The sequence below is a fragment of the Streptomyces tuirus genome (assembly GCF_014701095.1).
GTDB classification, from domain to species: domain Bacteria; phylum Actinomycetota; class Actinomycetes; order Streptomycetales; family Streptomycetaceae; genus Streptomyces; species Streptomyces tuirus.
Window position 1 is genome coordinate 7266225 of the sequence record NZ_AP023439.1, and the last position, 19499, is coordinate 7285723.

At 74.1% G+C, this 19499-nt stretch carries 20 protein-coding genes; 7 read left to right on the forward strand and 13 right to left on the reverse strand.

Annotated elements, in window-relative coordinates:
• Positions 1-50 precede the first annotated feature (50 nt).
• Positions 51-1544, forward strand: a complete 1494-nt coding sequence (locus IGS69_RS33035; RefSeq protein WP_190904110.1) for a helix-turn-helix domain-containing protein — start codon at positions 51-53, stop codon at positions 1542-1544.
• Positions 1545-1775: 231 nt separating this feature from the next.
• On the opposite strand, the gene IGS69_RS33040 is transcribed toward IGS69_RS33035, so the two are convergent.
• Genes IGS69_RS33040 through IGS69_RS33065 form a run of 6 tightly spaced genes read right to left on the reverse strand, consistent with a single transcriptional unit; the run spans position 1776 to position 7340 of the window.
• Complete coding sequence (locus tag IGS69_RS33040; RefSeq protein WP_190904111.1) at positions 1776-3002, reverse strand: cytochrome P450 family protein; 1227 nt, start codon at positions 3000-3002, stop codon at positions 1776-1778.
• Positions 2999-4237, reverse strand: coding sequence for a cytochrome P450 (locus tag IGS69_RS33045; RefSeq protein ID WP_190904112.1), 1239 nt, complete (start codon positions 4235-4237; stop codon positions 2999-3001). The genes IGS69_RS33040 and IGS69_RS33045 overlap by 4 nt, the downstream gene beginning before the upstream one ends.
• Positions 4234-4860, reverse strand: coding sequence for a GTP-binding protein (locus tag IGS69_RS33050; protein ID WP_190904113.1), 627 nt, complete (start codon positions 4858-4860; stop codon positions 4234-4236). Before IGS69_RS33050 ends, IGS69_RS33045 begins: the two co-directional genes overlap by 4 nt.
• Complete coding sequence (locus tag IGS69_RS33055) at positions 4832-5194, reverse strand: DUF742 domain-containing protein (RefSeq protein ID WP_190904114.1); 363 nt, start codon at positions 5192-5194, stop codon at positions 4832-4834. Before IGS69_RS33055 ends, IGS69_RS33050 begins: the two co-directional genes overlap by 29 nt.
• Complete coding sequence (locus tag IGS69_RS33060; protein WP_190904115.1) at positions 5191-5613, reverse strand: roadblock/LC7 domain-containing protein; 423 nt, start codon at positions 5611-5613, stop codon at positions 5191-5193. The genes IGS69_RS33055 and IGS69_RS33060 overlap by 4 nt, the downstream gene beginning before the upstream one ends.
• Positions 5610-7340, reverse strand: a complete 1731-nt coding sequence (locus IGS69_RS33065) for an ATP-binding protein (RefSeq protein WP_190904116.1) — start codon at positions 7338-7340, stop codon at positions 5610-5612. Before IGS69_RS33065 ends, IGS69_RS33060 begins: the two co-directional genes overlap by 4 nt.
• A 341-nt stretch (positions 7341-7681) precedes the next feature.
• On the opposite strand from IGS69_RS33065, the gene IGS69_RS33070 reads away from it, so the two are divergent.
• The gene (locus IGS69_RS33070; RefSeq protein ID WP_190904117.1) at positions 7682-7918 is read left to right on the forward strand and encodes a hypothetical protein; all 237 of its coding nucleotides are present in this window, start codon (positions 7682-7684) and stop codon (positions 7916-7918) included.
• A 91-nt stretch (positions 7919-8009) separates the two neighbouring features.
• Here IGS69_RS33070 and IGS69_RS33075 read toward each other — a convergent pair whose 3' ends face one another.
• A complete protein-coding gene (locus IGS69_RS33075) occupies positions 8010-8624 on the reverse strand; it encodes a hypothetical protein (protein ID WP_190904118.1) in 615 nt (204 codons plus the stop codon).
• A gap of 291 nt (positions 8625-8915) precedes the next feature.
• On the opposite strand from IGS69_RS33075, the gene IGS69_RS33080 reads away from it, so the two are divergent.
• Entirely contained in the window at positions 8916-10574 is a 1659-nt protein-coding gene (locus tag IGS69_RS33080; RefSeq protein ID WP_190904119.1) for a catalase, read from the forward strand.
• Between the two features lie 4 nt (positions 10575-10578).
• On the opposite strand, the gene IGS69_RS33085 is transcribed toward IGS69_RS33080, so the two are convergent.
• Entirely contained in the window at positions 10579-11433 is an 855-nt protein-coding gene (locus IGS69_RS33085; protein WP_190904120.1) for a fructosamine kinase family protein, read from the reverse strand.
• Between the two features lie 234 nt (positions 11434-11667).
• Between IGS69_RS33085 and IGS69_RS33090 the strand changes: the two genes are divergently transcribed.
• Positions 11668-11991, forward strand: coding sequence for a hypothetical protein (locus IGS69_RS33090; RefSeq protein WP_190904121.1), 324 nt, complete (start codon positions 11668-11670; stop codon positions 11989-11991).
• Between the two features lie 15 nt (positions 11992-12006).
• Here IGS69_RS33090 and IGS69_RS33095 read toward each other — a convergent pair whose 3' ends face one another.
• Together IGS69_RS33095 and IGS69_RS33100 are read right to left on the reverse strand one after the other, a co-directional pair.
• Positions 12007-12540: a hypothetical protein gene (locus IGS69_RS33095; RefSeq protein ID WP_190904122.1), complete on the reverse strand. Its 534-nt coding sequence runs from the start codon at positions 12538-12540 to the stop codon at positions 12007-12009.
• Positions 12537-13169 carry a hypothetical protein gene (locus IGS69_RS33100; protein ID WP_190904123.1) on the reverse strand — a complete coding sequence of 211 codons (633 nt, stop codon included), beginning with the start codon at positions 13167-13169 and terminating at the stop codon, positions 12537-12539. The genes IGS69_RS33095 and IGS69_RS33100 overlap by 4 nt, the downstream gene beginning before the upstream one ends.
• Positions 13170-13813: 644 nt before the next feature.
• Between IGS69_RS33100 and IGS69_RS33105 the strand changes: the two genes are divergently transcribed.
• The 3 genes from IGS69_RS33105 (at position 13814) to IGS69_RS33115 (ending at position 16775) form a co-directional block, all read left to right on the forward strand.
• Positions 13814-14341 (forward strand): hypothetical protein, encoded by a 528-nt coding sequence (locus IGS69_RS33105; RefSeq protein ID WP_190904124.1) that lies wholly within the window; start codon positions 13814-13816, stop codon positions 14339-14341.
• A gap of 215 nt (positions 14342-14556) precedes the next feature.
• On the forward strand, positions 14557-15522 hold the full coding sequence (locus IGS69_RS33110; RefSeq protein ID WP_190904125.1) for an NAD-dependent epimerase/dehydratase family protein: 966 nt from the start codon (positions 14557-14559) through the stop codon (positions 15520-15522).
• Positions 15523-15701: 179 nt separating this feature from the next.
• Positions 15702-16775, forward strand: coding sequence for a glycosyltransferase family 2 protein (locus tag IGS69_RS33115; protein ID WP_190904126.1), 1074 nt, complete (start codon positions 15702-15704; stop codon positions 16773-16775).
• Positions 16776-16877: 102 nt separating this feature from the next.
• Here the strand turns inward: IGS69_RS33115 and IGS69_RS33120 are convergent, their stop codons facing one another.
• The 3 genes from IGS69_RS33120 to IGS69_RS33130 all read right to left on the reverse strand — a co-directional run bounded on the left by IGS69_RS33120 (position 16878) and on the right by IGS69_RS33130 (position 19291).
• Positions 16878-17441, reverse strand: a complete 564-nt coding sequence (locus IGS69_RS33120; protein ID WP_190904127.1) for a hemerythrin domain-containing protein — start codon at positions 17439-17441, stop codon at positions 16878-16880.
• A gap of 77 nt (positions 17442-17518) precedes the next feature.
• Positions 17519-18052 carry a DoxX family protein gene (locus tag IGS69_RS33125; RefSeq protein WP_190904128.1) on the reverse strand — a complete coding sequence of 178 codons (534 nt, stop codon included), beginning with the start codon at positions 18050-18052 and terminating at the stop codon, positions 17519-17521.
• 63 nt (positions 18053-18115) lie between these two features.
• Positions 18116-19291: an amidohydrolase gene (locus IGS69_RS33130; RefSeq protein ID WP_190904129.1), complete on the reverse strand. Its 1176-nt coding sequence runs from the start codon at positions 19289-19291 to the stop codon at positions 18116-18118.
• Positions 19292-19499 lie beyond the last annotated feature (208 nt).

Sequence of the window (19499 nt, forward strand, 5' to 3'; positions counted from 1 at the left end):
TCCCCGACCGGTGCGCCGGAGGCGGCGCGAGGAGCGAGGGGAAGGCCGAGGTGACAGGCCGAGAGGACGACAACCGGCAGCGGGAGACGCGGGCCGGCACGGATCCGGCATGGGCGGAGGAACTGCTCGAGCACCTGCGCCCGGCAGGGCGGGACGTCCGCAGGGTCGTCGCCTGGCTCGCCGGCACCGTGGGCGCGACCGTGGCCCTGCAGGACGCCGCCGGGAACCTCGTCGCCGGAAACCGGCTCCCCCTGGACGAGGACCTGGTCACGGACATCACCGCCGGCCGGCTCGCCTCCGCGGCCTGGCAGAGCCGCGATCGCCATCTGCGTCTGGTCAGGGTGGAGCACCCGTCCCACACCCGCGTGCTGGCCGTCTCCCGGCAGGACCCCTTCGACCGGCGGGCCTCCGAGGTCGTCACGCACACCGCCCAGGTGATCGAGCTGCTGCTGGCGGCGGGCGAGTCGACCGCGGCCGGGCACCGGCTGCGCCGGGCCACCGCCGACCTGCGCCTGGCGATCCTGCAACTGCTGATGGTCGAGGACACCATCGCCGCCCGCCGCGTCGCCGCCGGACTCTGGCCCGGCCTCCTCGACGCCGAGACGGCGTGTGTGTACGTCGTCGAGTCCCCACCCGCCGTACGCGACCGCGTCGCCGAGGAGTGCCTGGACAGCACCCGGGAGGACGCCCTGGTCGTGCGCTGCCCCGCCATGGACGGGCACGTGATCGTGGTCAGCCCCCGGGAGGCCACGGGCGACACCCTGCGGTCCCTGGTGGGACGGCACCCGGACCTCTTCCTCGGCGGCAGCGTCCGGCAGAGCCTCGCCCGGACCGCCACCGCCTACGGGCAGGCCGTCAGCGCCCTGGCCGTAGCGCACTTCCGGCCCGACAAGACGGCCGTCTACGCCGAGCGCACCCACCCCGAGCGCCTCATGGACCCGGTGGCGCTGCGCGGCTGGACCTCCCGGGTGCTGCGCCCGCTCGACACCCTGCCGCACCACACCCGGGCCGAACTCCTCGCCACCAACCGGCTCGGCCTGGAGTTCACCGCCGTCAACGCCGCCAAGGTCCTCGGAGTCAGCCGCAACACCGTCCGCGCCCGCATGGAGCGCGTCGAGACGCTGCTCGGCACCGACTTCTCCGACCTCACGGTCCGGGCCGTCGTCCACCTGGCGCTCAACACCCAGATCGCCCTGACCGACGCCCGGTTCGACGACGGCACCGACGACCCGGGGCTGCGGCTCGCCGACCTGCTGTCCGGCCCCGGCGTCCGCACCTGGGCGCAGGACCTGCTGAGCCGGCTGGACGCCGACGCCAGGAACCCGCGCCGGACGCTGCGCACCTGGATCGCCGCCGGCGGAAACGCCGAGCGGGCCGCGCAGGCCCTCGGTGTGCACGCCCAGACCGTGCGCGAACACGTCCGCAGCGCCGAACCCGTCCTGGAGCGCCAGCTGCTCGCCGCGGGCACCGACCTCTACGAGGTCGTGCTGGCACACCTGGCCGTGGGCGACCTCGACGTGCCGGACTTCCGGCGGCCCGCGTGAGCCGGATTTGCCTCCCGGGCAACGGATTGGCCCGGTCCGGGCGGGACGAATCAGGGCCATCCGGACTCGGTTGTGCACGGGTGAGTCCCGCTGAGCCCGTGGCGGGCATCGACACGGTTCACAAGGGCTCGGCCGTGGACGTAGGTTCAACTACCGCGGGGGCACGACCGGAACGGGGGACCGGTCGCGCTCCCGCCCGCCGCCCCATGAGGCGGCTCGGCCCCGGTGGCGTCAGCCCCGCAGCCGCACCGGGATCTCCTGCCAGCCGAACGCGATGAACGACGGCACCTGCCGCAGGCCCCCGTCACCCTCGGCCAGCCGCAGGCCCGGGAACCGGTCGAACAGCGCGGGCAGCGCGGTGAGGGCCTCGAGGCGGGCCAGCGGCGCCCCGATGCAGCGGTGGACGCCGATCCCGAACGACAGATGGTCGTCGGCGGCGCGCGCGGCATCGAACCGGTCGGCGTCCGGCCCGTAGTGCTCCGGGTCGAGCCCCGCGGCGGCATATGTGGTGATGATGGCGTCGCCCGCCGGGATCGTGACGTCCCCGACGGTGAGGTCGGTGACGGCGAACCGCAGCGGCAGCGACGCGATGGACGGGTGGGCGCGCAGCGTCTCGTCCACGACGGCGTCCCAGCCGATCTCCCCGGCGCGCACGGCCGCCAGCTGCTCGGGGTGGCGCAGCAGGGCCACGACCGCGTTGCCGATGAGGTTCACGGTGGTCTCGAACCCGGCGCCTATCACCAGCAGCAGCGTGTACAGCAGTTCCTCGTCGCTCAGCCGGTCGCCGTCCTCGTCGCGGACCCGGATCAGCTCGGTCGTGATGTCGTCCCCGGGATGCTCGGCCCGGTGGGCGATCAGCGCGGGCAGCACCGCCCCGATCTGACGCTGCACGGACGCCGCGTGCTCCGGGCTCGGGTCGGTGGTGTCCATGATGGCCGCGATGAGCCGGGCGGTGTCCTCCCACAACGCGTCCGGCACGCCCATCAGTTCGCAGATCATCCGCATCGGCAGCGGATGGGCGAGGCCCGCCTTCACATCCACGACCTCGCCGTCGGCGGCCTCCAGCGCGGCCAGCAGCTCCGCCGTGATCGCCTCCACCCGGGGCCGCATCGCCTCGGTGCGCCGGTGCGTGAAGCTGGGCGCGACCAGCTTGCGCAGCCGGGTGTGGTCCGGGCCGTACGTGGAGAGCATGTTGACCACGCCGACCCAGCCGAGGATCCAGCCCCAGGAGGGGTGCTCGCCGATCTCGGGCCACAGCCGCCAGTGCAGCCGCGGGTCCCTGCTGACCCGGGGGTCGAGGATGAGCTCCTTCAGCGTGCCGTAGCGCGTGGGCGCCCAGGCGGGGATGCCGCCGGGCAGTTCCACGGGCACGATCGGGCCTAACGCGCGCAGGCGGGCGCTCTCGGCGGGGATGTCGGCGCCGAACGGGTCCAGAGCGATGCGGTCGGTGACGGTCACGGTCGTCCTCCAGGCTGGTCGGGGGAGCGGGGGCTGAAACGGACGGGCAGCGCCGTCAGCGAGCGGTGGAACGGGCCCGGCCGCCACGTCAGGCGCTCGCGGGGCAGCACGGGCTCGAGGTCGGGCAGCCACTGGGTGAGCCGTTCGATCGCCTCGGTGGCGATGAGCAGGGTGTGCTGCTTGACCGGACAGGCGTGCGGGCCCGCCGACCAGGACAGGTGCGAGGCGTCCGAGGGGTGGCGGTCCGCGCCGCGCTCCCGCTCGGCGGCCTGCGCGAGCGCCCCGTAGGAGATCACCACCGGCACCGCGGCCCTGATCCACGCACCGTGGAAGGTGACGGGCGTACGGGCGTAGTGGATGCCGTAGTTGGCGAGCGGCGTCTCGTGGTGCAGCACCTCCAGCACCGCGTCCGTCACCGGGCGGGCGCCGCTGGTCAGCGTCGAGTAGTAGGCCGGGTTACCGAGGATCCGGGAGAGCGCGTTGGAGACCAGGTTGGCCGTCGGCTCGTGCCCGGCGCCGAGGGTGAGGAACACCTGCCAGGTGACCTCCTCGGGGGTCAGCCCCGCCGGATGGTCCAGCAGCCAGCTCGGCAGGTCGTGGCCCCGCTGCTCGCTCTTGGCGGCGATCAGCTCCAGCACGTACCCGCCGAACTCGGCCTCGCCCCGGGCGGCCTGGGCGCCGCCCTCGATCAGCTTGCCCAGGGCGGCGTCGAGCCGGTCGCTCGCGCTGTCCGGCAGCCCGAACAGGCTGTTGAACACCAGCGCCATCAGAGGCCGGGTGAACTCGCCCACCAGGTCGGCCTCGCCGCGCGGCCCGATCCGGCTCACCAGCAGGTGCACCGCCCGGTGCACCCGGGCCCGCAGATCGTGCGGTTCCACCAGGTCGAAGGCGTCGATCAGCGACGTGCGGTAGCGCAGGTGGGCGCCGCCGTCCGCGAACAGGGTGTTGGGCCGCCAGCGCATCATGCCGAGCACCGGCGAGTCGTCGGGGACGGTCGCCTCCCACGGCCGGGGATCGTGCGAGAACGTCTCCGTGTCGTGCAGCAGCTCCAGCGCCGCCCGCCGGTCGGTGACGACGTACGCCGGGACACCGGGGGCGAGTTCCGCCCAGCCCACCGGGCCGTGGGCGCGCAGGGCGGCGTAGTAGGGGTGGGGGTCCTGGGCGAAGCCGTCCTCCCACAGGCGGACGGGCGCCGCGAGGGAGAAGGCCTGCTCGGCGGGGGACGGGTGGGTCACCGGGGCTCCGGGGGGTGGTGGTCGATCAGGTGCTGCACCAGCGCGAGCAGGGCGTCGATCGAGGAGTCCGCCTCCCGCGCGTCGCAGGTCACCATCGGGGTCGTGGGTTCCAGGTCGAGGGCGGCGCGCAGCTGCTCGGGCGTGTGGTGGCGGGGCGCGTCCGGGAAGGTGTTGAAGGCGACCGCGTACGGCAGCCCGGTCTCCTCCACCAGCTCCAGCACGTCGAACGAGGCGTCGATCCGGCGGGCGTCCACCAGGACGAGCGCGCCGAGCGCCCCGTAGGCGATGTCGTCCCACAGCGACCGGAACCGCTCCTGGCCGGGCGTGCCGAACAGGTACAGCACGACGTCGCCCGGCAGGCTGATCCGGCCGAAGTCGATGGCGACCGTGGTGGTCGACTTGTCCCGTACGCCGGCGAGGTCGTCGACCTGCGCGGACGCCTCGGTGAGCTGCTCCTCCGTGTGCAGCGGGCGGATCTCGGAGACCGAGCGGATCAGGGTGGTCTTGCCCACCCCGAACGGCCCGGTGACCAGGATCTTCACCAAGTCCTGGGCGGTGTCGGGAAGGTGGACGTCCGTGGCGCCGGGAAGGTCGTCAACGGTGCTTGAGGTCGCGGAGGCCATCGGCCACTCTCTTCAGCAGGTCGGGGTCGAAGCGCCGGGCGGGCGGGATCGGCGCGCGGGCCAGTACCAGGTCGCGGTCGAGGAGGTCGGCGGCCAGCACGAGCAGCGCGGAGACCGGCAGCCGCAGCAGGGCCGCGGCCTCCTGCACCGTCAGCGCCCCGTACGCCAGCTCCTCCAGCAGGGCCGCCTGGGCGGCGGGCAGGTCCGCGGGGGCCTGCTCGCCGCTGCCGGTGAGGACCGACAGCCGCTCCAGATGGGCACGGCTGGGCCGCGCCACGCCGCCGGTCGACAGGTACGCGGGAACCAGGGGACGGCCGCCTCGGCGGCCCGTCATGCCGGCGTGTCGCCGTCGGCACCTCGGGGCCCGGCGGCCATGGCCTTCTCACCCAGCCGCGCCACCTGCGAGTGCACCCGGTGGGCGAGCAGGTCGAGGCGCACCTCGGGGTCACCGTAGGCGGCGACACAAGTTCCGTGGTCCGTCGGCACGATGAGCACATAGCCGTGGTCCGACTCGATGACGACCTGCCGGATGTCGGCCCGGTCGGTGTTCGCGAACGCGGCCGCCGCGGTACGGCAGGCACCCTGCACGGTGCTGGTGATGGCCGCGACCCGCTCGGCCGACGGCCGCGACAGCGCGTCGGTGTAGCCGGTGACGAGCCCGTCCCGGGTGAGCAGGACGGCGGCCACGACGTGCGGCACCTCCAGAACCGGTTCGAGCACCCATGCCGTGTCCCCCGCTGCGCGGCTGGTCATCGAGCCGTTCCCCCTTCGTGGTCGTTGCTGTCGGCGTCCTCGGACGCCCCGTCGGCCGTGGTGGTGGCCTGGACACCCTCAGATACGGCTGGGACGGCTGCGGTGTTCGGCGCGACGGCGGTCCGTGCCGCGGCGGTGCCGGACTGGAGGGCGCCGAGGGCGGCGGCGGACTCCTCGGGGCGGCGGGCACGGCGCTGTGGTGCCGCTTCGGCCGCGGGCCGGGGTGGTGTTGCGGGTTCGGCCGCGGCGGGGCCGCCCGGGCTCGTGGCGCGGCCGCGGCGACGCCGCTGCGGGAGGCCGCCGCTCTCGCGCGGGCCGTGGTGGCCGGCCGCGGGGGTGTCGCCGTCGGAGGCCTGCTCCGAACCGTAGCCGTGATCGTGGCTCGGGGGGACGGGGCCGGGGACGGGGCTGGGCGCGGGGAGCGGTTCGGGGTGGGCGGGGGCGGCGGCGGGCGCGGAGCCGTCGGACGGGGTGTCCGGGGTGGGTTGGGGCTCGTGGGGCGGGGTGTCCGGGGTGGGTTCGGGCTTGTGCGGCGGGGTGGCCTGGGCCGGCTCGTGCGGCGGGGCGGCGGGCACGGGCCGGGGCGTGGCGGGCGGGCCGGCGTCCGAACCCCGGGATGCGCCGGAACCGCTTCCCGAGGCTCCCCCCGCCGCCTTCCGGGTCGACCGGGGGGCGCTGGCCGCCGGAGGCAGTTCCTCGGGGTCGATGCGCGTCAGCAGATGGCTGTCGACCCGCAGCACCGCCCGCACCCCGCCGTACGGCGACGGGGAGGTCAGGTCCACGGACAGATCGAACTGCCGGGTCAGCTGACCGATGGCCGCGAGCCCCATGCGCGGCGGATCGCCGAGCTCGGTCAGCAGGATCGGATCCGTACCGGCCACCATCCGCTGGGCCCGGGCCCGCTCGTCCTGCGTCATGCCCAGGCCGGAGTCGTCCACGGTGACACAGACACCGTGGTGGACCGCCTCGAGATTGACCACGACGTCCGTGTCGGGCGCGGAGTGCCGCAGCGCGTTGTCGAGGAGCTCGGCCACGATGATGGCGACCGGCTCGACGGCGTGGGAGACCAGGGCCGTACCGGCGTCCAGATGGTTGCTGACCCGGACGCGCCGGTAGCCCGCGAGCCGGGCCTGGCCGCCCGTGACCGCGTCCACCAGGTGGGACTCCTCCCGGGCGAGCCCCACCCAGGCCCCGCACACCACGGCGGCGATCTGCGCGCGTCGCAGTGACTGCTCGTTCTCGTGGTCCAGCTCGAACAGGGTCTGCGCCAACTCGGGATCGTCGTAGCGCTGTTGCAACCCGCGCAGGGCGTCCTGCAGCCGGTACAGGGCCGCCTGGATCTCCCGGGTGGCCCCGCGCATCCCGGCCTGCGCCGCCGCGTCGATCCGGGTGCGCTGCGCGGCCAACTCGGCGTGCAGCCCGTTCAGGACCTGGTCCAGGGCGAAACCCAGGGGCGAATCGGCCAGTTGGGGGTTCAGCGGGCCCGGCACGGTGATGTGGGAATGTGCGGCCTGCCGGGCCGCGGCGGGCAGCCGCCGCGCCGCCAGATGCTCGACCTCGGAAGTGAACGTCCGCGAGGTGCCGTCGAGTTGGGCGCGCAGCGCGGTCGCCTTGGCGCGCTGCGCGGCCAGTTGCCGTCGAGAGCGCAGCAGCCCGCCGCCGAGGGCGAACGCGGACAGTGTGCCGAGGGTGAGGGCGCCGACGGCCAGGTCCGGTACTTCGATCATCGAGTCGATTCCAGGAGGGAGTCGGGCAGGGAGTCGGGCAGGGCTGGGTCCGAGGGGCTCTGGCGAACCACCCGCAGCACAGTACACACCGTCATCGACCGGTCTCGCACGGTGGAGCGCCACTTCGTTCCGAAAGTGACCGGTGTCTGTGGGCTTCCGGGGCAACTGTCTGAATTGCCGTGCAGGAGAGGGGAGTTGGTGATGCATGGGGGTCTGGCCGACCGGTCCGGTGTCGTGACGGGGAGGTCACCGCACGTGACGGGCGCAGGCTGTGTGTCCGACCGGAGGGCGGGTACCCGTCCGGCGCCTGAAGAGGTCCGCTCCGCGAGAAGGAGGCCCGCATGAGCAGTGCATCGGAGACCGGCGGTGTGACCGGTACGCAGGACAAGGACTACAACCTCATCTGGTATGTCGAGGCGTGCCTGAGCAATGCCCTGCGCCTGGAGAGCTACATCCAGGACGCGGAGCGCGCCAAGGACACCGAGGTCGCGGACCTGTTCCGCAAGGCCCAGGCGGACAGCCGCAAGGGCGCCGAACTGGGCAAGGGGCTGCTGCGCGCACGCCTCGACGGTGGCTGAGACTCACCGGCCCTGGCAGGCCCGGACCCCGCAAGGGCCCGGGCCTGTCTCTGTCTCGGAGCAGGTCTCAAAGCCGGTCTCAGACCAGGTCTCAGAGCCGGAAGACCTCGCCGACCCGCCCGGCGAGTTCGTCCGCCGTCATCGTGCCGTCCACGGTGAGGGCGGGCAGTCCCCGGCGCGCGGTCTCCTCGCGCAGCCGCTGCGTGAACAGGGCGTCCCGGACGGCGAGGTTGCGATCGGCCCGCGCGGGATCACGGGTCCGCCGCGTGAACCCGCCCTCCGGTGTGGCGCGGCTGGTGAACGCGAACTGGCGGAATTCCGGGGTGGGAAGCAACCAGGCGGCGTGTCCGGGGCCGGGGAGCAGCGGCTCCACCAGGTGCGGCAGCAGGCGGAACCCCTCGACGACGACAGGCGTCCCCGCCGGCAAGCGCGCGAGATCCTCGACGATCAGGCCGAAGGCCTCGCCCCGGAACCAGTGGAACGTCTCGAGCATGGTCTGCGGCGACCGGTCGACCCACCGCTCGTCCATGTCCATGGCCATGAACGCGTGCAGGAAGGGCGCCTCCTCGGCGGTGGCCCGGCGCGCGTGATCCGCCATCACGTCGTCGGTGGAGTAGAGGCGCCAGCCGTGCCGGTCGGCGAGCCGGCGGGCGACCGTGGACTTGCCCGCGCCGCTCCCGCCGCCGATCCAGTAGACGTGCCGCATGGCCCTCCGCTTCCGTGGTCACCGTCGGCTGTCGGTGCCGGATGTCACGACGCCGACAGCTCACCATCCTTCTGTGAGGAGCGGGCCGCGTCACCGGCTCGGTTCCCAACGCGGCGGGCGCAGGCCCCCGTGTGACGGAGCGTAGCGGCGGCACCGTCGACCGATGAGGTCCGTGGGACGTGAGTGACTCCGTCCCTGCGGGTACTCGGCCCGTGCCGCCAGGACCGGCCGCGCGCCGCTCGAGGCACCGACCCGGCAGGCCGCGGCCACGAGCCGAAGGAGCCTACGCACATGACGGACGTATCCGGCACCGGCCCCGCACCGGGCGACGACCGCGAGATCCTCACCAACCGGCAGGGCCATCCGGTCCACGACAACCAGAACCAGCGCACCGTCGGCGCCCGCGGCCCGGCCACGCTGGAGAACTACCAGTTCCTCGAGAAGATCAGCCACTTCGACCGGGAACGCATCCCCGAACGCGTCGTGCACGCCCGCGGCGTCCTGGCCTACGGCCATTTCGAGGCCTACGGAACCTGGGGCGACGAGCCGATCGACCGCTACACCCGGGCCAAGCTGTTCCAGGAGCGGGGCAAGCGCACGGATGTCGCCGTCCGCTTCTCCACCGTGATCGGCGGTCGGGACTCCTCGGAGGCCGCCCGCGACCCGCGTGGTTTCGCCGTCAAGTTCTACACCGAGGACGGCAACTGGGACCTGGTCGGCAACAACCTCGGCGTCTTCTTCATCCGCGACGCCATCAAGTTCCCGGACGTCATCCACGCCCTCAAGCCCGACCCGGTGACCTTCGAGCAGCAGCCGAACCGCATCTTCGACTTCATGTCGCAGACCCCCGAGGCCATGCACATGCTGGTCAACCTGTTCAGCCCGCGTGGCATCCCCGCCGACTACCGCCACATGCAGGGCTTCGGCGTCAACACCTACAAATGGGTGAACGCCGACGGCGAGACCAAGCTGGTCAAGTACCACTGGATGCCCAAGCAGGGCGTGCGCAGTATGACCGAGGAGGACGCGGCCAACGTCCAGGCCGACACCCTCGGCCACGCCACCAAGGACCTGTACGAGGCCGTCGCCCGCGGTGACCACCCGGAATGGGAGCTGCTCGTCCAGATGATGGACGACCACGACCACCCCGAGCTCGACTTCGACCCGCTGGACGACACCAAGACCTGGCCCGAGCAGGACTTCCCGCCGCGACCGGTGGGCCGGATGGTGCTCGACCGCATGCCGGAGAACTTCTTCGCCGAGAACGAGCAGATCTCCTTCGGCACCGGCGTCCTCGTCGACGGCCTGGACTTCTCCGACGACAAGATGCTCGTCGGCCGGACCTTCTCCTACAGCGACACTCAGCGCTACCGGGTCGGCGCGAACTACCTCCAGCTCCCCGTCAACCAGGCCAAGAACGCGGAGGTGCACACCAACCAGCGCGATGGCCAGATGGCCTACCACGTGGACGGCGGAAGCGAGAACCCGCACGTCAACTACGAGCCGTCCATCACCGGTGGCCTGCGCGAGGCCCGTTACCCGACCCTCGACGAGCAGGGCCCCGAGATCCACGGCCGGCTGACCCGCAAGCGCATCCCCCGCACCAACGACTACCTCCAGGCCGGTCAGCGCTACCAGCTGCTGGAGGAGTGGGAACGCGACGACCTGGTGAAGAACTTCATCGGTCAACTGTCCGCGTGCGACCGGCCGATCCAGGAGCGCATGGTCTGGCACTTCCTGCTGGTCGACAACGACCTCGGCCTGCGGGTCGGTGAGGCGCTGGGTATCGGACCGGAGGACGTGACCTCGCTGGAGCCGCTGGCGAGCCAGGACCTCACGGACGACGACCGCGAACGCCTGGCCGACCTGGGCAGGAACAAGCCGCGCGACGTCGAGGGCCTCACCATGACCCACTGCGTCCCCGACGCACGGCACGTCGTGACCCGCTGACCGCTCACCCCGCCAGGGCCGTACGGGCCACCGCGAGGGCCTGTTCGGCGTAGCCCCGGCCGAACAGCACGGCGTGCACCAGCAGCGGAAACAGCTGGTGCACGCCGACGCGCTCCACCCAGCCACCGGCGAGCGGCGCCTGCTCCTGGTAGCCGTCCAGCACCTGCTCCAGATGCGGACAGCCGAAGAGCCGCAGCATCGCCAGATCGGTCTCGCGATGCCCGCCGTGCGCGGCCGGGTCGATCAGCCAGACCTGCCCGTCGTCCGCCCACAGCACGTTGCCGCTCCACAGATCGCCGTGCAGCCGTGCGGGCGGCTCGGCGGGCCCCGCCAGCTCCGGAAGCCGCTCGCACACACGCTCCACGACGACCGCTTCACCGGTGCGGACGGTTCCCTGTTCGACCGCCCGTCGCAGATAGGGCAGCACGCGCTGCTCGGCGTACCAGCGCGGCCAGTCGGCAGCGGGCTCGTTGCGCATCGGCGCGAGCCCGATGAACGCGTCCACCGGCCCGTCCGGCGGCGGCGCGCCGAACGCGGGCGCCCCGGCGGCGTGCAGCGCGGCCAGGTCCCGGCCGAACCGCACTGCCGCCTCCGGGCCCGGGCGCCCCCGCGGCACCCGGTCGATGACGAGCCAGCCCTCCTCCTGGCCGCGCACCGCCGGCACCCGTACGCTGCCCGCGGCGGCCAGCCAGCGCAGCCCCGCCGCCTCGGCCCGTGCCGCCCCCGGCGCGTCCGACCGCTTGACGACCACGACCCGCCCGTCGTCGAGAGTGACTTCGGCGAGAGCCCCCGACAGCGGCCTCTCGTTCCTGACGGCCCGGCCGGTGTGCCGGGCCACGACCTCCGCACGGGCGGCCATTCGTACCCCATTTCAGCGTCGTGCCCGACCGGCCCCCAGCGTAGGACGACGGCTCGAACCGGGGTTGCCGGCGACCTTCTCTTCAGCTGCGGCGAGAGGCCGTACGTGCGGGCGAAGTCGCCGCCCCGAGGGCCGTTTCGGGTTCTGGACATTCGGCACGTGCCGCTCACGCGGGGCGGTGAAATCCCGCCGCCTGCCGACAGAACAGGCCATCGCCGGGGAAGCAGTGGCGTCATGACGAGTTCACCGTTCCAGCGCACCATCGCCCTGCCCGCCCCCGTCTGCGAACAGGCCGCACAGCACCTGGAGCAGGCCGCGCACCGGGCCATCGACGGCGTGGCGATCCCCCTGAAGGCGTTCCGCACGGCCGCCGACAACGACTTCACCCTGCCCGTGTCGGTCGTCGAGCAGGCGGCGGCCTGTCTGCTGGTCCTCGCCACCGAGACCGCCCAGACCATCCCTCCGTCCGCGCTGCGCGCCACCATCAGCGTCGCGCTGCGGCTGCGCGACGCCGTGCAACTGGCCCACCAGCCCGCCCTCAGCAGCAGGTTCTGGTGAGCCGGGCCCGGCCGCTCAGGTTCCGCGGAAGGCGACCTCAACCTGCCTGTGACGCAGCCCCTCCAGCGTGGCGTGCTGCCGCCGGGCGCGTTCGATGAGCTCGTCGAGCTCTCGCGGGTCGAGACGCGTGTCCGTGGCGGACAGATCGCGGAGGGTCTCCCAGCCCGCCAGCTTGCCCTCCACCCCCAGCGCCAGCGCCTCCAGCTCCCACAGCGTGCTCAGCGGGGACCGCCGTACCAGGCTGCCGTTGCTCTTCAGCCGCCCCACCTGCTCGGCGGCGCGGCCCGCGTAGACCTTGTAGCGGCGAACCGGGACGTCGAGGCGCCGCATGATGCGCAGCAGGCTCCTCCGGTCCTCGGCGATCTCTGCGGCGACCGGGGCCACCGCATCGGCGAGCGGGGTGCCACCGCACGACCGCACCAGATGGTGCACCCGCGCGGTCGCGGCGGTGGCACCGGCGAGATGGTCGTTGAGGTAGATGCCCAGCAGGGACGTGTCGGTGGCCGGGGCACGCCGGGCGTCCGGGGAATCCGCTCGCTGTTCCGTCATGACGCAGCTCCTGTCGTACTCCGGTCCTGCCCCACGGCCACCGTCGTGGTGATCCGTACGAGGCAGGGACGGCGGGGTGTCGAGCCGGATCCGAAGCGCACCGGGGGCTCGACCGGGGCGAGGGCGCCGAGGTCGTCGCCCTGGTAGGTGACGGCGGCCGAGGTGACCGGGTGCAGGTCCCGGGCGCCGTACCACTGGTGCCGTCCGGTCCGGGCGCTGGCGTGGGTGTGCGCTCCCAGCAGCAGCCTGGCGGGCCGGTCCCACAGCGAGATCCAGCCCGGGCGGGTGGCGAGCGCGCCCGGGACCGCCCGCAGCGCCAGACCCGGCAGGCTCCGGCGGCCCGTCCCGAACCGCAGGTGGAGCGGCGGGGCGGTGACGGTCCACTGGCGGCGGCCCGCGACCCGCACCTCGACCGGTACGACCCGCACCTCGTCGAACACGTAGGTGCCGGCGACGAAGTCAGCCGTCTCGCGCGTCGGCGCCAGCAGCAGCCGGCGTCCGCGGGCCTCCTCGACCATCACGTCGCTGAACGGCCCGAACGGCGAGCGCGGCCAGTGGCCGAGCACCACGCGGGCGCCGGACGCCGTGCCGATCCCGGCGATCCAGCCGTCGAAACGCAGCGCCCGCACCGGAGGCCGGTTGCCCGCACGCGGGGCCGGACCTGCGGATCCGGGTCGGTGGGAGAACACGCGGGCCGGGTGCCCGGCGCCCCTGCGGCGAAACGGACCCCGACACCGCGCGCGACGCCCAAGGGACGGGCGGCCGGCCCTCCTGGGCGGCGCCGGGGGTCGGTCCGGGTTACCTCTGCCCGGGCGGTTCCGGGGGTCGGTCCGGGTTGCCTCTGCCCTGTCGACGTCCGCGCGGCGGGGGAGCGGCCGGGCACTGGACGATTCGGCGGACGAGGCCGGGCGGCGCCGGTCCGCGCACCGCGGCGGATTCGGCGGACGAGGCGGGGTGGCGCCGGTCCGTGCACCGCGGCCGCCCGGCGCTCCAGCTCCCGGACGTCGGACGGCGACGGCGCTCCTGAGCTGTCCCGCCGGCCGGCCCGGATGGTGGCGTTCGGCCGACGCTGGAGAAGACCTACCGGGGGGGGCGGCGCGGCGCGTCCCCCGGCCCGGCTCCGACGAAAGCGCCGAGGTCCGTCCGGGCCCGCCTCCTCGGCTATGTGGCCGAGGCCACGTCCTGGACGAGGCCCCGGTCACGTCCGGGGGCGGGAAGCGGCGGTTACCGTCTACGACCAGATCCCCGCCCCCTTCCCTCGGACGGCCCGGCAGTGCAAGCAGATCTCTCCCCTGTCATCGCGGCGACCGCCCAGTGGCTGACCCGCGCCTTCCCCGCCTCCGGCGGCGCGCTGGCCTCCGCCCTGTGCGAGGTCCAGGCCCGGCAGGCCGTGACGGTCGCGGCCTGGCTCAGGTACCCGACCGCGATGGACGCCGCCCTGCTCGGCGTGTCGGGCCCCGGCGGTTCCGGGCGGCTCGACTGGGTCACCGGCGCCGACGCGGCCCTCGGCGACGACATGGACGCACACGCCTGGCGCACCTGGGTGGACGAGGTCGTGGCCAGCTGGGCGGCCTGCCTGCTCACCGACCCGGAGCTGGCGGACCGGGCCGTGGACGCCCTCGCCGACGGCAGCCACGGCACCGGCAGCCGCGCCGAGTTCCGCCGGCTCGTCGCCCCCGACGACAGCGACCGGGACGCCGCCGCGCTGCTGCGCCACCCCGACCTGCTCGCCCCGGTCGCCGGTCTGCACCAGGCCCAGCTCCTCGACCGGCTGAACCCGGGCCGCACGCTGATCGCCTGACGAACACCGCGCGAGGCTCCCACCGCCGCGCCGGCCGCCTCACCCTCTGTGACTCACCGGTTTGCCGTACGCGACCGTGCCGTGCCCGCACGGTGGGCGGAGGCTGAGCGTGGCTCGACGGCCCTCCGGCCCGTGTTCAGCCGGCCGCGGCCCTTTTCCGCCGGCCCGGGGCGCGGCCGTCGTGCCGCGCCGCCGCCGACGGAGGAGAGACCGACATGACCACCGCCCTCTCGCGCAGCTGGGAACACGCCGTCGTCACCGGCGGCGCCGGGTTCGTCGGCTCCCATGTGTGCGCCGCCCTGCTGGGCGCGGGCGCGGCCGTCACCTGCGTGGACGACTTCAGCAGCGGCCGGCCCGAGAACATCTCGCCGCTGCTCGAACAGCCCGGCTTCACGCTCGTCCAGGCCGACGTCGCCGAGGGCCTGCGGATCAAACGGCCACCGGACCTCGTCCTGCACCTGGCCTCCCCCGAGTCCCCGGCGGACTACCTGCGCCTGCCGCTGCACACCCTGGAGACCGGCAGTACCGGCACCCGCAACGCCCTGGACCTCGCGCACTCCTCCGGCGCCCGCTTCGTCCTCGCCTCGAGCTCCGGCGTCTACGGAGACCCGCGGCAGAACCCCCAGGACGAGCGCTACCGGGGCAACGCCGACCCGGTCGGCCCGCGCAGCACCCACGACGAGGCCAAGCGCTTCGCCGAGGCGCTGACCACCGCCCATGCCGACGCCCGTGGCACCGACACCTGCGTCGTGCGGCTGTTCACCACCTACGGCCCCCGGATGCGCGGCCACGACGGGCGCGCCGTGCCGACCTTCGTACGGCAGGCCCTCGCCGGCGAACCCCTCACCGTGACCGGCGACGGCCGCCAGACCCGGTCGCTGTGCTACGTCGACGACGCCGTGCGCGGCATCCTGGCCGCCGCCGCCCACGGCATGCGCGGCCCCGTCAACATCGGCAACCCGACCGAGACCACCGTGCTCGACCTGGCACGCCTGGTCGTCGAACTCGCCGAGTCCTCCTCGGAGATCCGCCACATCGACCGCCCGGCGGACGACCCGGCCGTGTGCTGCCCGGACATCACACTGGCCCGCGACAAGCTCGGCTGGGACCCGCAGGTGCGTGCCGAGGAGGGGCTGCGGCGCACGATCACGTGGTTCCGCGAGGCCGGTACCGACAACTGACCGCCCGCACACCCCGTTTCGCCGAGCCCTGGTGCCTCCCGACCGCCGAAAGGCCGCCTCCCCATGCGCGTCCCCCGAACCAGCGCCCTCCTCCACGACCCCGCTGCCACCCTGGTGACCGAGGGGCCGCCCCTCGCCGCCCTGGCCGGCCGCCCGTCCGACGACGCCGGAGTCCGGCGATGATCCGATCCCACACCCCGGCCCGAGACGTCGCGTACGCCGTCGTCGTCTCCACCCTCGGCGGACCCGGTCTGCGGGTCTGCCTGCACGCCCTCGCCGAGGCGACCGGGCCCGGCCCGGTCCGGGTGGTCCTGGTCGACGACCGGCCGGAGGCCACCCGGAGACCCCTCACCGCCGCCGTCCCCCCGTCCCTGCGCGAGCGCACCATCGTCGTGCCCGGCGGCGCGCGCGGCCCCGCCGCCGCCCGCAACCTCGGCTGGCGGGCCGCCGGTGACGTGCCCTGGATCGTCTTCCTCGAGGACGACGTCGTCCCCGGCCCCACCTGGGGTGACGACCTGACCCTCGACCTGGCCGCGGCGACCGGGCGCACCGCCGGGAGCACCGCCCGCATCGACGTGCCCCTGCCCACCGACCGGCGCCCCACGGACTGGGAACGCGACACGGCCGGACTCGCCGGGGCCCGCTGGATCACCGCCGACACGGCGTACCGCCGCACCGCGCTGGTCGCCACTGGGGGATTCGACGAACGCTTCGGGCAGGCCTTCCGGGAGGACGCCGATCTCGCCCTGCGCATGCTCGACGCCGGCTGGACGCTCACCGGCGGCCGGCGAACCACCACCCACCCCGTGCGGGAGGCCGGGCGCTGGATCTCCGTCCGGCTCCAGGCAGGCAACGCCGACGACGTGCTGATGACCCGGCTGCACGGCCGGCACTGGTGGCGCCGCGCGGAGACCCCGCGCGGGCGTCTGCCCCTGCACCTGGCGGTGACCGGAGCGGCGGTGACGGCTGTCGGCTGCGCCCTGCTCGGCCGGCACCGGGCCGCCACGGCCTGCGCCGCGCTGTGGCTGGCCGGCACCACCGAATTCGCCCTCGCCCGCATCACGCCCGGGCCGGGCACCCGCGACGAGGTGCTCACCATGACGGTGACCAGTGCCCTCGTCCCGCCCGCCGCGACCTGGCACTGGCTGCGCGGGCGGCTCGTGCACCGAAGGGCCCGGCCGCACACCCCGTTCCAGAGCGCCGCGCCGGCGCCCGAGCCCCGCCCGGCGGTCAGGGAACCGCAGCGGTCATGACACCGACGCTCGGCCCCAGGCGCAGGCGCTCGGCCCCAGGCGCACGAAAGCGGGGCCCGTCACCCGGAAGGGAGACGGGCCCCGCACAGTGCGGTGACCGGGCTACTCGAACTTGCCCCGGCCGCTCAGGGCGTCACGCAGCCGGTCCACCAGCCCGGCGCCCGGAGCGAGGAGTTTGTTCGCCGGTGGCTTGTCCGGGGCAGCCGGGTGCGGCCGGGTCGGGGCGATCTTCTTCGCCCTGCGTACCTTGTCGCCCAGCTCGTTGAGCGCGTCCATCGGGCAGGCCTGCCGCAGCCGCGGGAAGAGGTTGCCCTCCTCGTCGGCGACATGCGCGCGGATCTCGCTCATCAGCATGCCCATCAGGCGGTCGAAATCGGCGTCGCCCGCGTCGCAGCGCTCCAGGTCCTTCATGATCTGCTCGGCCGTGGCATGGTCCTTGAGCTCCTGGTCGGCGAGGGCGTCGCCACCCGCCACGTGCTCGCGTACGGCCGGGTAGAGATAGGCCTCCTCGGCCACCGAGTGCCGTACCAGCTCGATCGTGACCTGGTCGGCGTACACCTTGCGGTCCTGGTGGCCGGACGGCAGGGCCTCGATTCTCCCGAACATCTCCTCGACCTCGCGGTGATCGGTCACCAGCTCGTCGATGACGTTTCCTCCGTGTCCCATGTCCTTCACCTCCTGCGCTCGGGTCCCCCCGGCTCAGGGGGGTTAACGTGCGGTCCCGCCGGTGCTGTACCGGCGGTTCAGGCGGGGAGCTTGGCCCGGACACGCCCGGCCGCGGCGGCCGGCCGTGCGGTGGCGCGCACGGAGCGGCGCACCAGACCGGCGTCGCGCCGCACATCGCGGGCCGCGTGGGAGCCGCGCCACACCACCGAAGGGCGCGCCCCGGTGTCGTCGGCCGTGATCAGCAGCCCGCCGAGCATGGACATGTTCTTGAAGAAGTGGATGCGCTGCTGTGCCCGCTCCTCGGGGTCCTCCGCCTCCCAGAAGCGGTGCCCCGCCAGCGTCGTGGGCACCAGCGTGGCGGCGATGGCCAGCGCCGCCGGGCGCGGCATGCGCCCCGTGGCCAGCATCAGCCCCGCGACGACCTGTACGGCGCCGCTGAGCCGTACGACCTGCTCGGTGCGGTCCGGCAGCGCCGGGATGCGTTCGGTGACGGGTCGGACGACAGGCTCGGCGGCGTCGGCGACCTGTTTCGGGTCGCGGACGGAGTTCATGCCGCCCGTGAGGAACATCGAGGCCAGCAAGGGGCGGCCGAGCACACGCAACAGACTCATGGCGCTCTCCAGGGAGTCGGTGGGTAGAGCGCTCGACGGGTTCCCCCGTCGGGGACGAAACAGTCACCCCGCACGGTGCCGTGCCCACGCCTCGTCGCGCAGCTCCCCGGACAGCAGGACGTCGGCGGCGGTGCGGGCGAGCGCCCGGGCCGCGGCCAGGAGCACCTCGCGGGCCCGGGGCGAGGCGGCCGCCTCGGCGAACTCTGGGGTGTGGTCGGAACCGTCCTCGTCCATGATCGCGACGAACGGGTGGATGGCCGGTACCCGTGCGCTGACGTTGCCGATGTCGGACGAGCCCAGGTACACGCCGGGCGCCGGCGGCGACAGCGCGATGCCGTCCCGGGCCAGATGCGCGGCGAACCGCTCGGACAGCACCTCGCTGTCCCGGAAGTGCTCGTAGCGCACGGTGGCCTGCTCCACCTCGGCGGTGGTGCCGGTGGCCCGGGCCACCCCGTCCGCGCACACCCGCAGCCGCTCCGTCAGGTCCTCCAGGGCGGCCGTCGTCGCCGCGCGCAGACCGAACAGCCCCGCGGCGTACTCCGGGACGATGTTCGTGGCCGTGCCGCCGTGCGTGACGATGCCCTGCACGTGCGAGCCCTCCGGCAGCCGGCGCCCCAGCACGGCCAGCACGTTGAACAGTTCCACGAGCGCGGCCAGCGCGTCGACGCCCTCCGTGGGATTGCCGGTGGGGTGGGCGGCCCGGCCGTGGAAGGCCACCCGGTACTGCACCTGCGCGGTCAGCGGTGCCCGCACCCAGTCGTGCACCCCGGGGTGGAACATCAGCGCCGCGTCGACGTCGTCGAACACCCCGGCCTCCACCTCGATCGCCTTGCCGCCGCCGCCCTCCTCGGCGGGCGTGCCGACCGCCAGCACCGTCCCGGCGGAAGCCTCCGGCACGGCGGCCACCGCCAGGGCGGCGCCCAGTCCGGCGGCCGCGATGAGGTTGTGGCCGCAGGCGTGGCCGAGGCCGGGCAGGGCGTCGTACTCCATCAGCAGCGCCACGGCGGGCCGGCCCCGGCCCGAGCGGGCGGTGAACGCCGTCGGCATCCCCGCCACGCCGCGCTCCACGGCGAACCCGACACGTTCCAGCTCGCCCGAGAGCAGGGCGGACGCCCGCTGCTCGGCGAAGGCGATCTCGGGGTCGGCGTGCAGGTGCCGGGCCACCCCCCACAGCAGGTCGGCCCGGGCCGTCACCTCCTCGTCTACGGCCTGGTGCACGGCGTCGAGCGGACGGGTCACGGGGTCTCCTGCACGTCGGCTGCGGTGTGCGTCCCCGGGAAAGGGGCCCCACCCGCGACGGGGCGGGCCTCGCCACGGGTGCCGGTTCGGTTCCCCGCCCGGGTTTCACCCCACGCCGTCGCGACACCCCCGTCGTCGCGCCACAGCGTTTCGGCGGGTGCCCGGGGTCAACACGGTCGGCGTACCCGCCGGGCCACGACAGCGTGGA

Bases quoted from the DNA above. Each gene is read 5' to 3' on its own strand.
- IGS69_RS33050 (WP_190904113.1), bottom strand. From the start codon at position 4,860: ATGGCCTCCGCGACCTCAAGCACCGTTGACGACCTTCCCGGCGCCACG.
- IGS69_RS33055 (WP_190904114.1), bottom strand. From the start codon at position 5,194: ATGACGGGCCGCCGAGGCGGCCGTCCCCTGGTTCCCGCGTACCTGTCG.
- IGS69_RS33060 (WP_190904115.1), bottom strand. From the start codon at position 5,613: ATGACCAGCCGCGCAGCGGGGGACACGGCATGGGTGCTCGAACCGGTT.
- IGS69_RS33065 (WP_190904116.1), bottom strand. From the start codon at position 7,340: ATGATCGAAGTACCGGACCTGGCCGTCGGCGCCCTCACCCTCGGCACA.
- IGS69_RS33070 (WP_190904117.1), top strand. From the start codon at position 7,682: ATGAGCAGTGCATCGGAGACCGGCGGTGTGACCGGTACGCAGGACAAG.
- IGS69_RS33075 (WP_190904118.1), bottom strand. From the start codon at position 8,624: ATGCGGCACGTCTACTGGATCGGCGGCGGGAGCGGCGCGGGCAAGTCC.
- IGS69_RS33080 (WP_190904119.1), top strand. From the start codon at position 8,916: ATGACGGACGTATCCGGCACCGGCCCCGCACCGGGCGACGACCGCGAG.
- IGS69_RS33085 (WP_190904120.1), bottom strand. From the start codon at position 11,433: ATGGCCGCCCGTGCGGAGGTCGTGGCCCGGCACACCGGCCGGGCCGTC.
- IGS69_RS33090 (WP_190904121.1), top strand. From the start codon at position 11,668: ATGACGAGTTCACCGTTCCAGCGCACCATCGCCCTGCCCGCCCCCGTC.
- IGS69_RS33095 (WP_190904122.1), bottom strand. From the start codon at position 12,540: ATGACGGAACAGCGAGCGGATTCCCCGGACGCCCGGCGTGCCCCGGCC.
- IGS69_RS33110 (WP_190904125.1), top strand. From the start codon at position 14,557: ATGACCACCGCCCTCTCGCGCAGCTGGGAACACGCCGTCGTCACCGGC.
- IGS69_RS33115 (WP_190904126.1), top strand. From the start codon at position 15,702: ATGATCCGATCCCACACCCCGGCCCGAGACGTCGCGTACGCCGTCGTC.
- IGS69_RS33120 (WP_190904127.1), bottom strand. From the start codon at position 17,441: ATGGGACACGGAGGAAACGTCATCGACGAGCTGGTGACCGATCACCGC.
- IGS69_RS33125 (WP_190904128.1), bottom strand. From the start codon at position 18,052: ATGAGTCTGTTGCGTGTGCTCGGCCGCCCCTTGCTGGCCTCGATGTTC.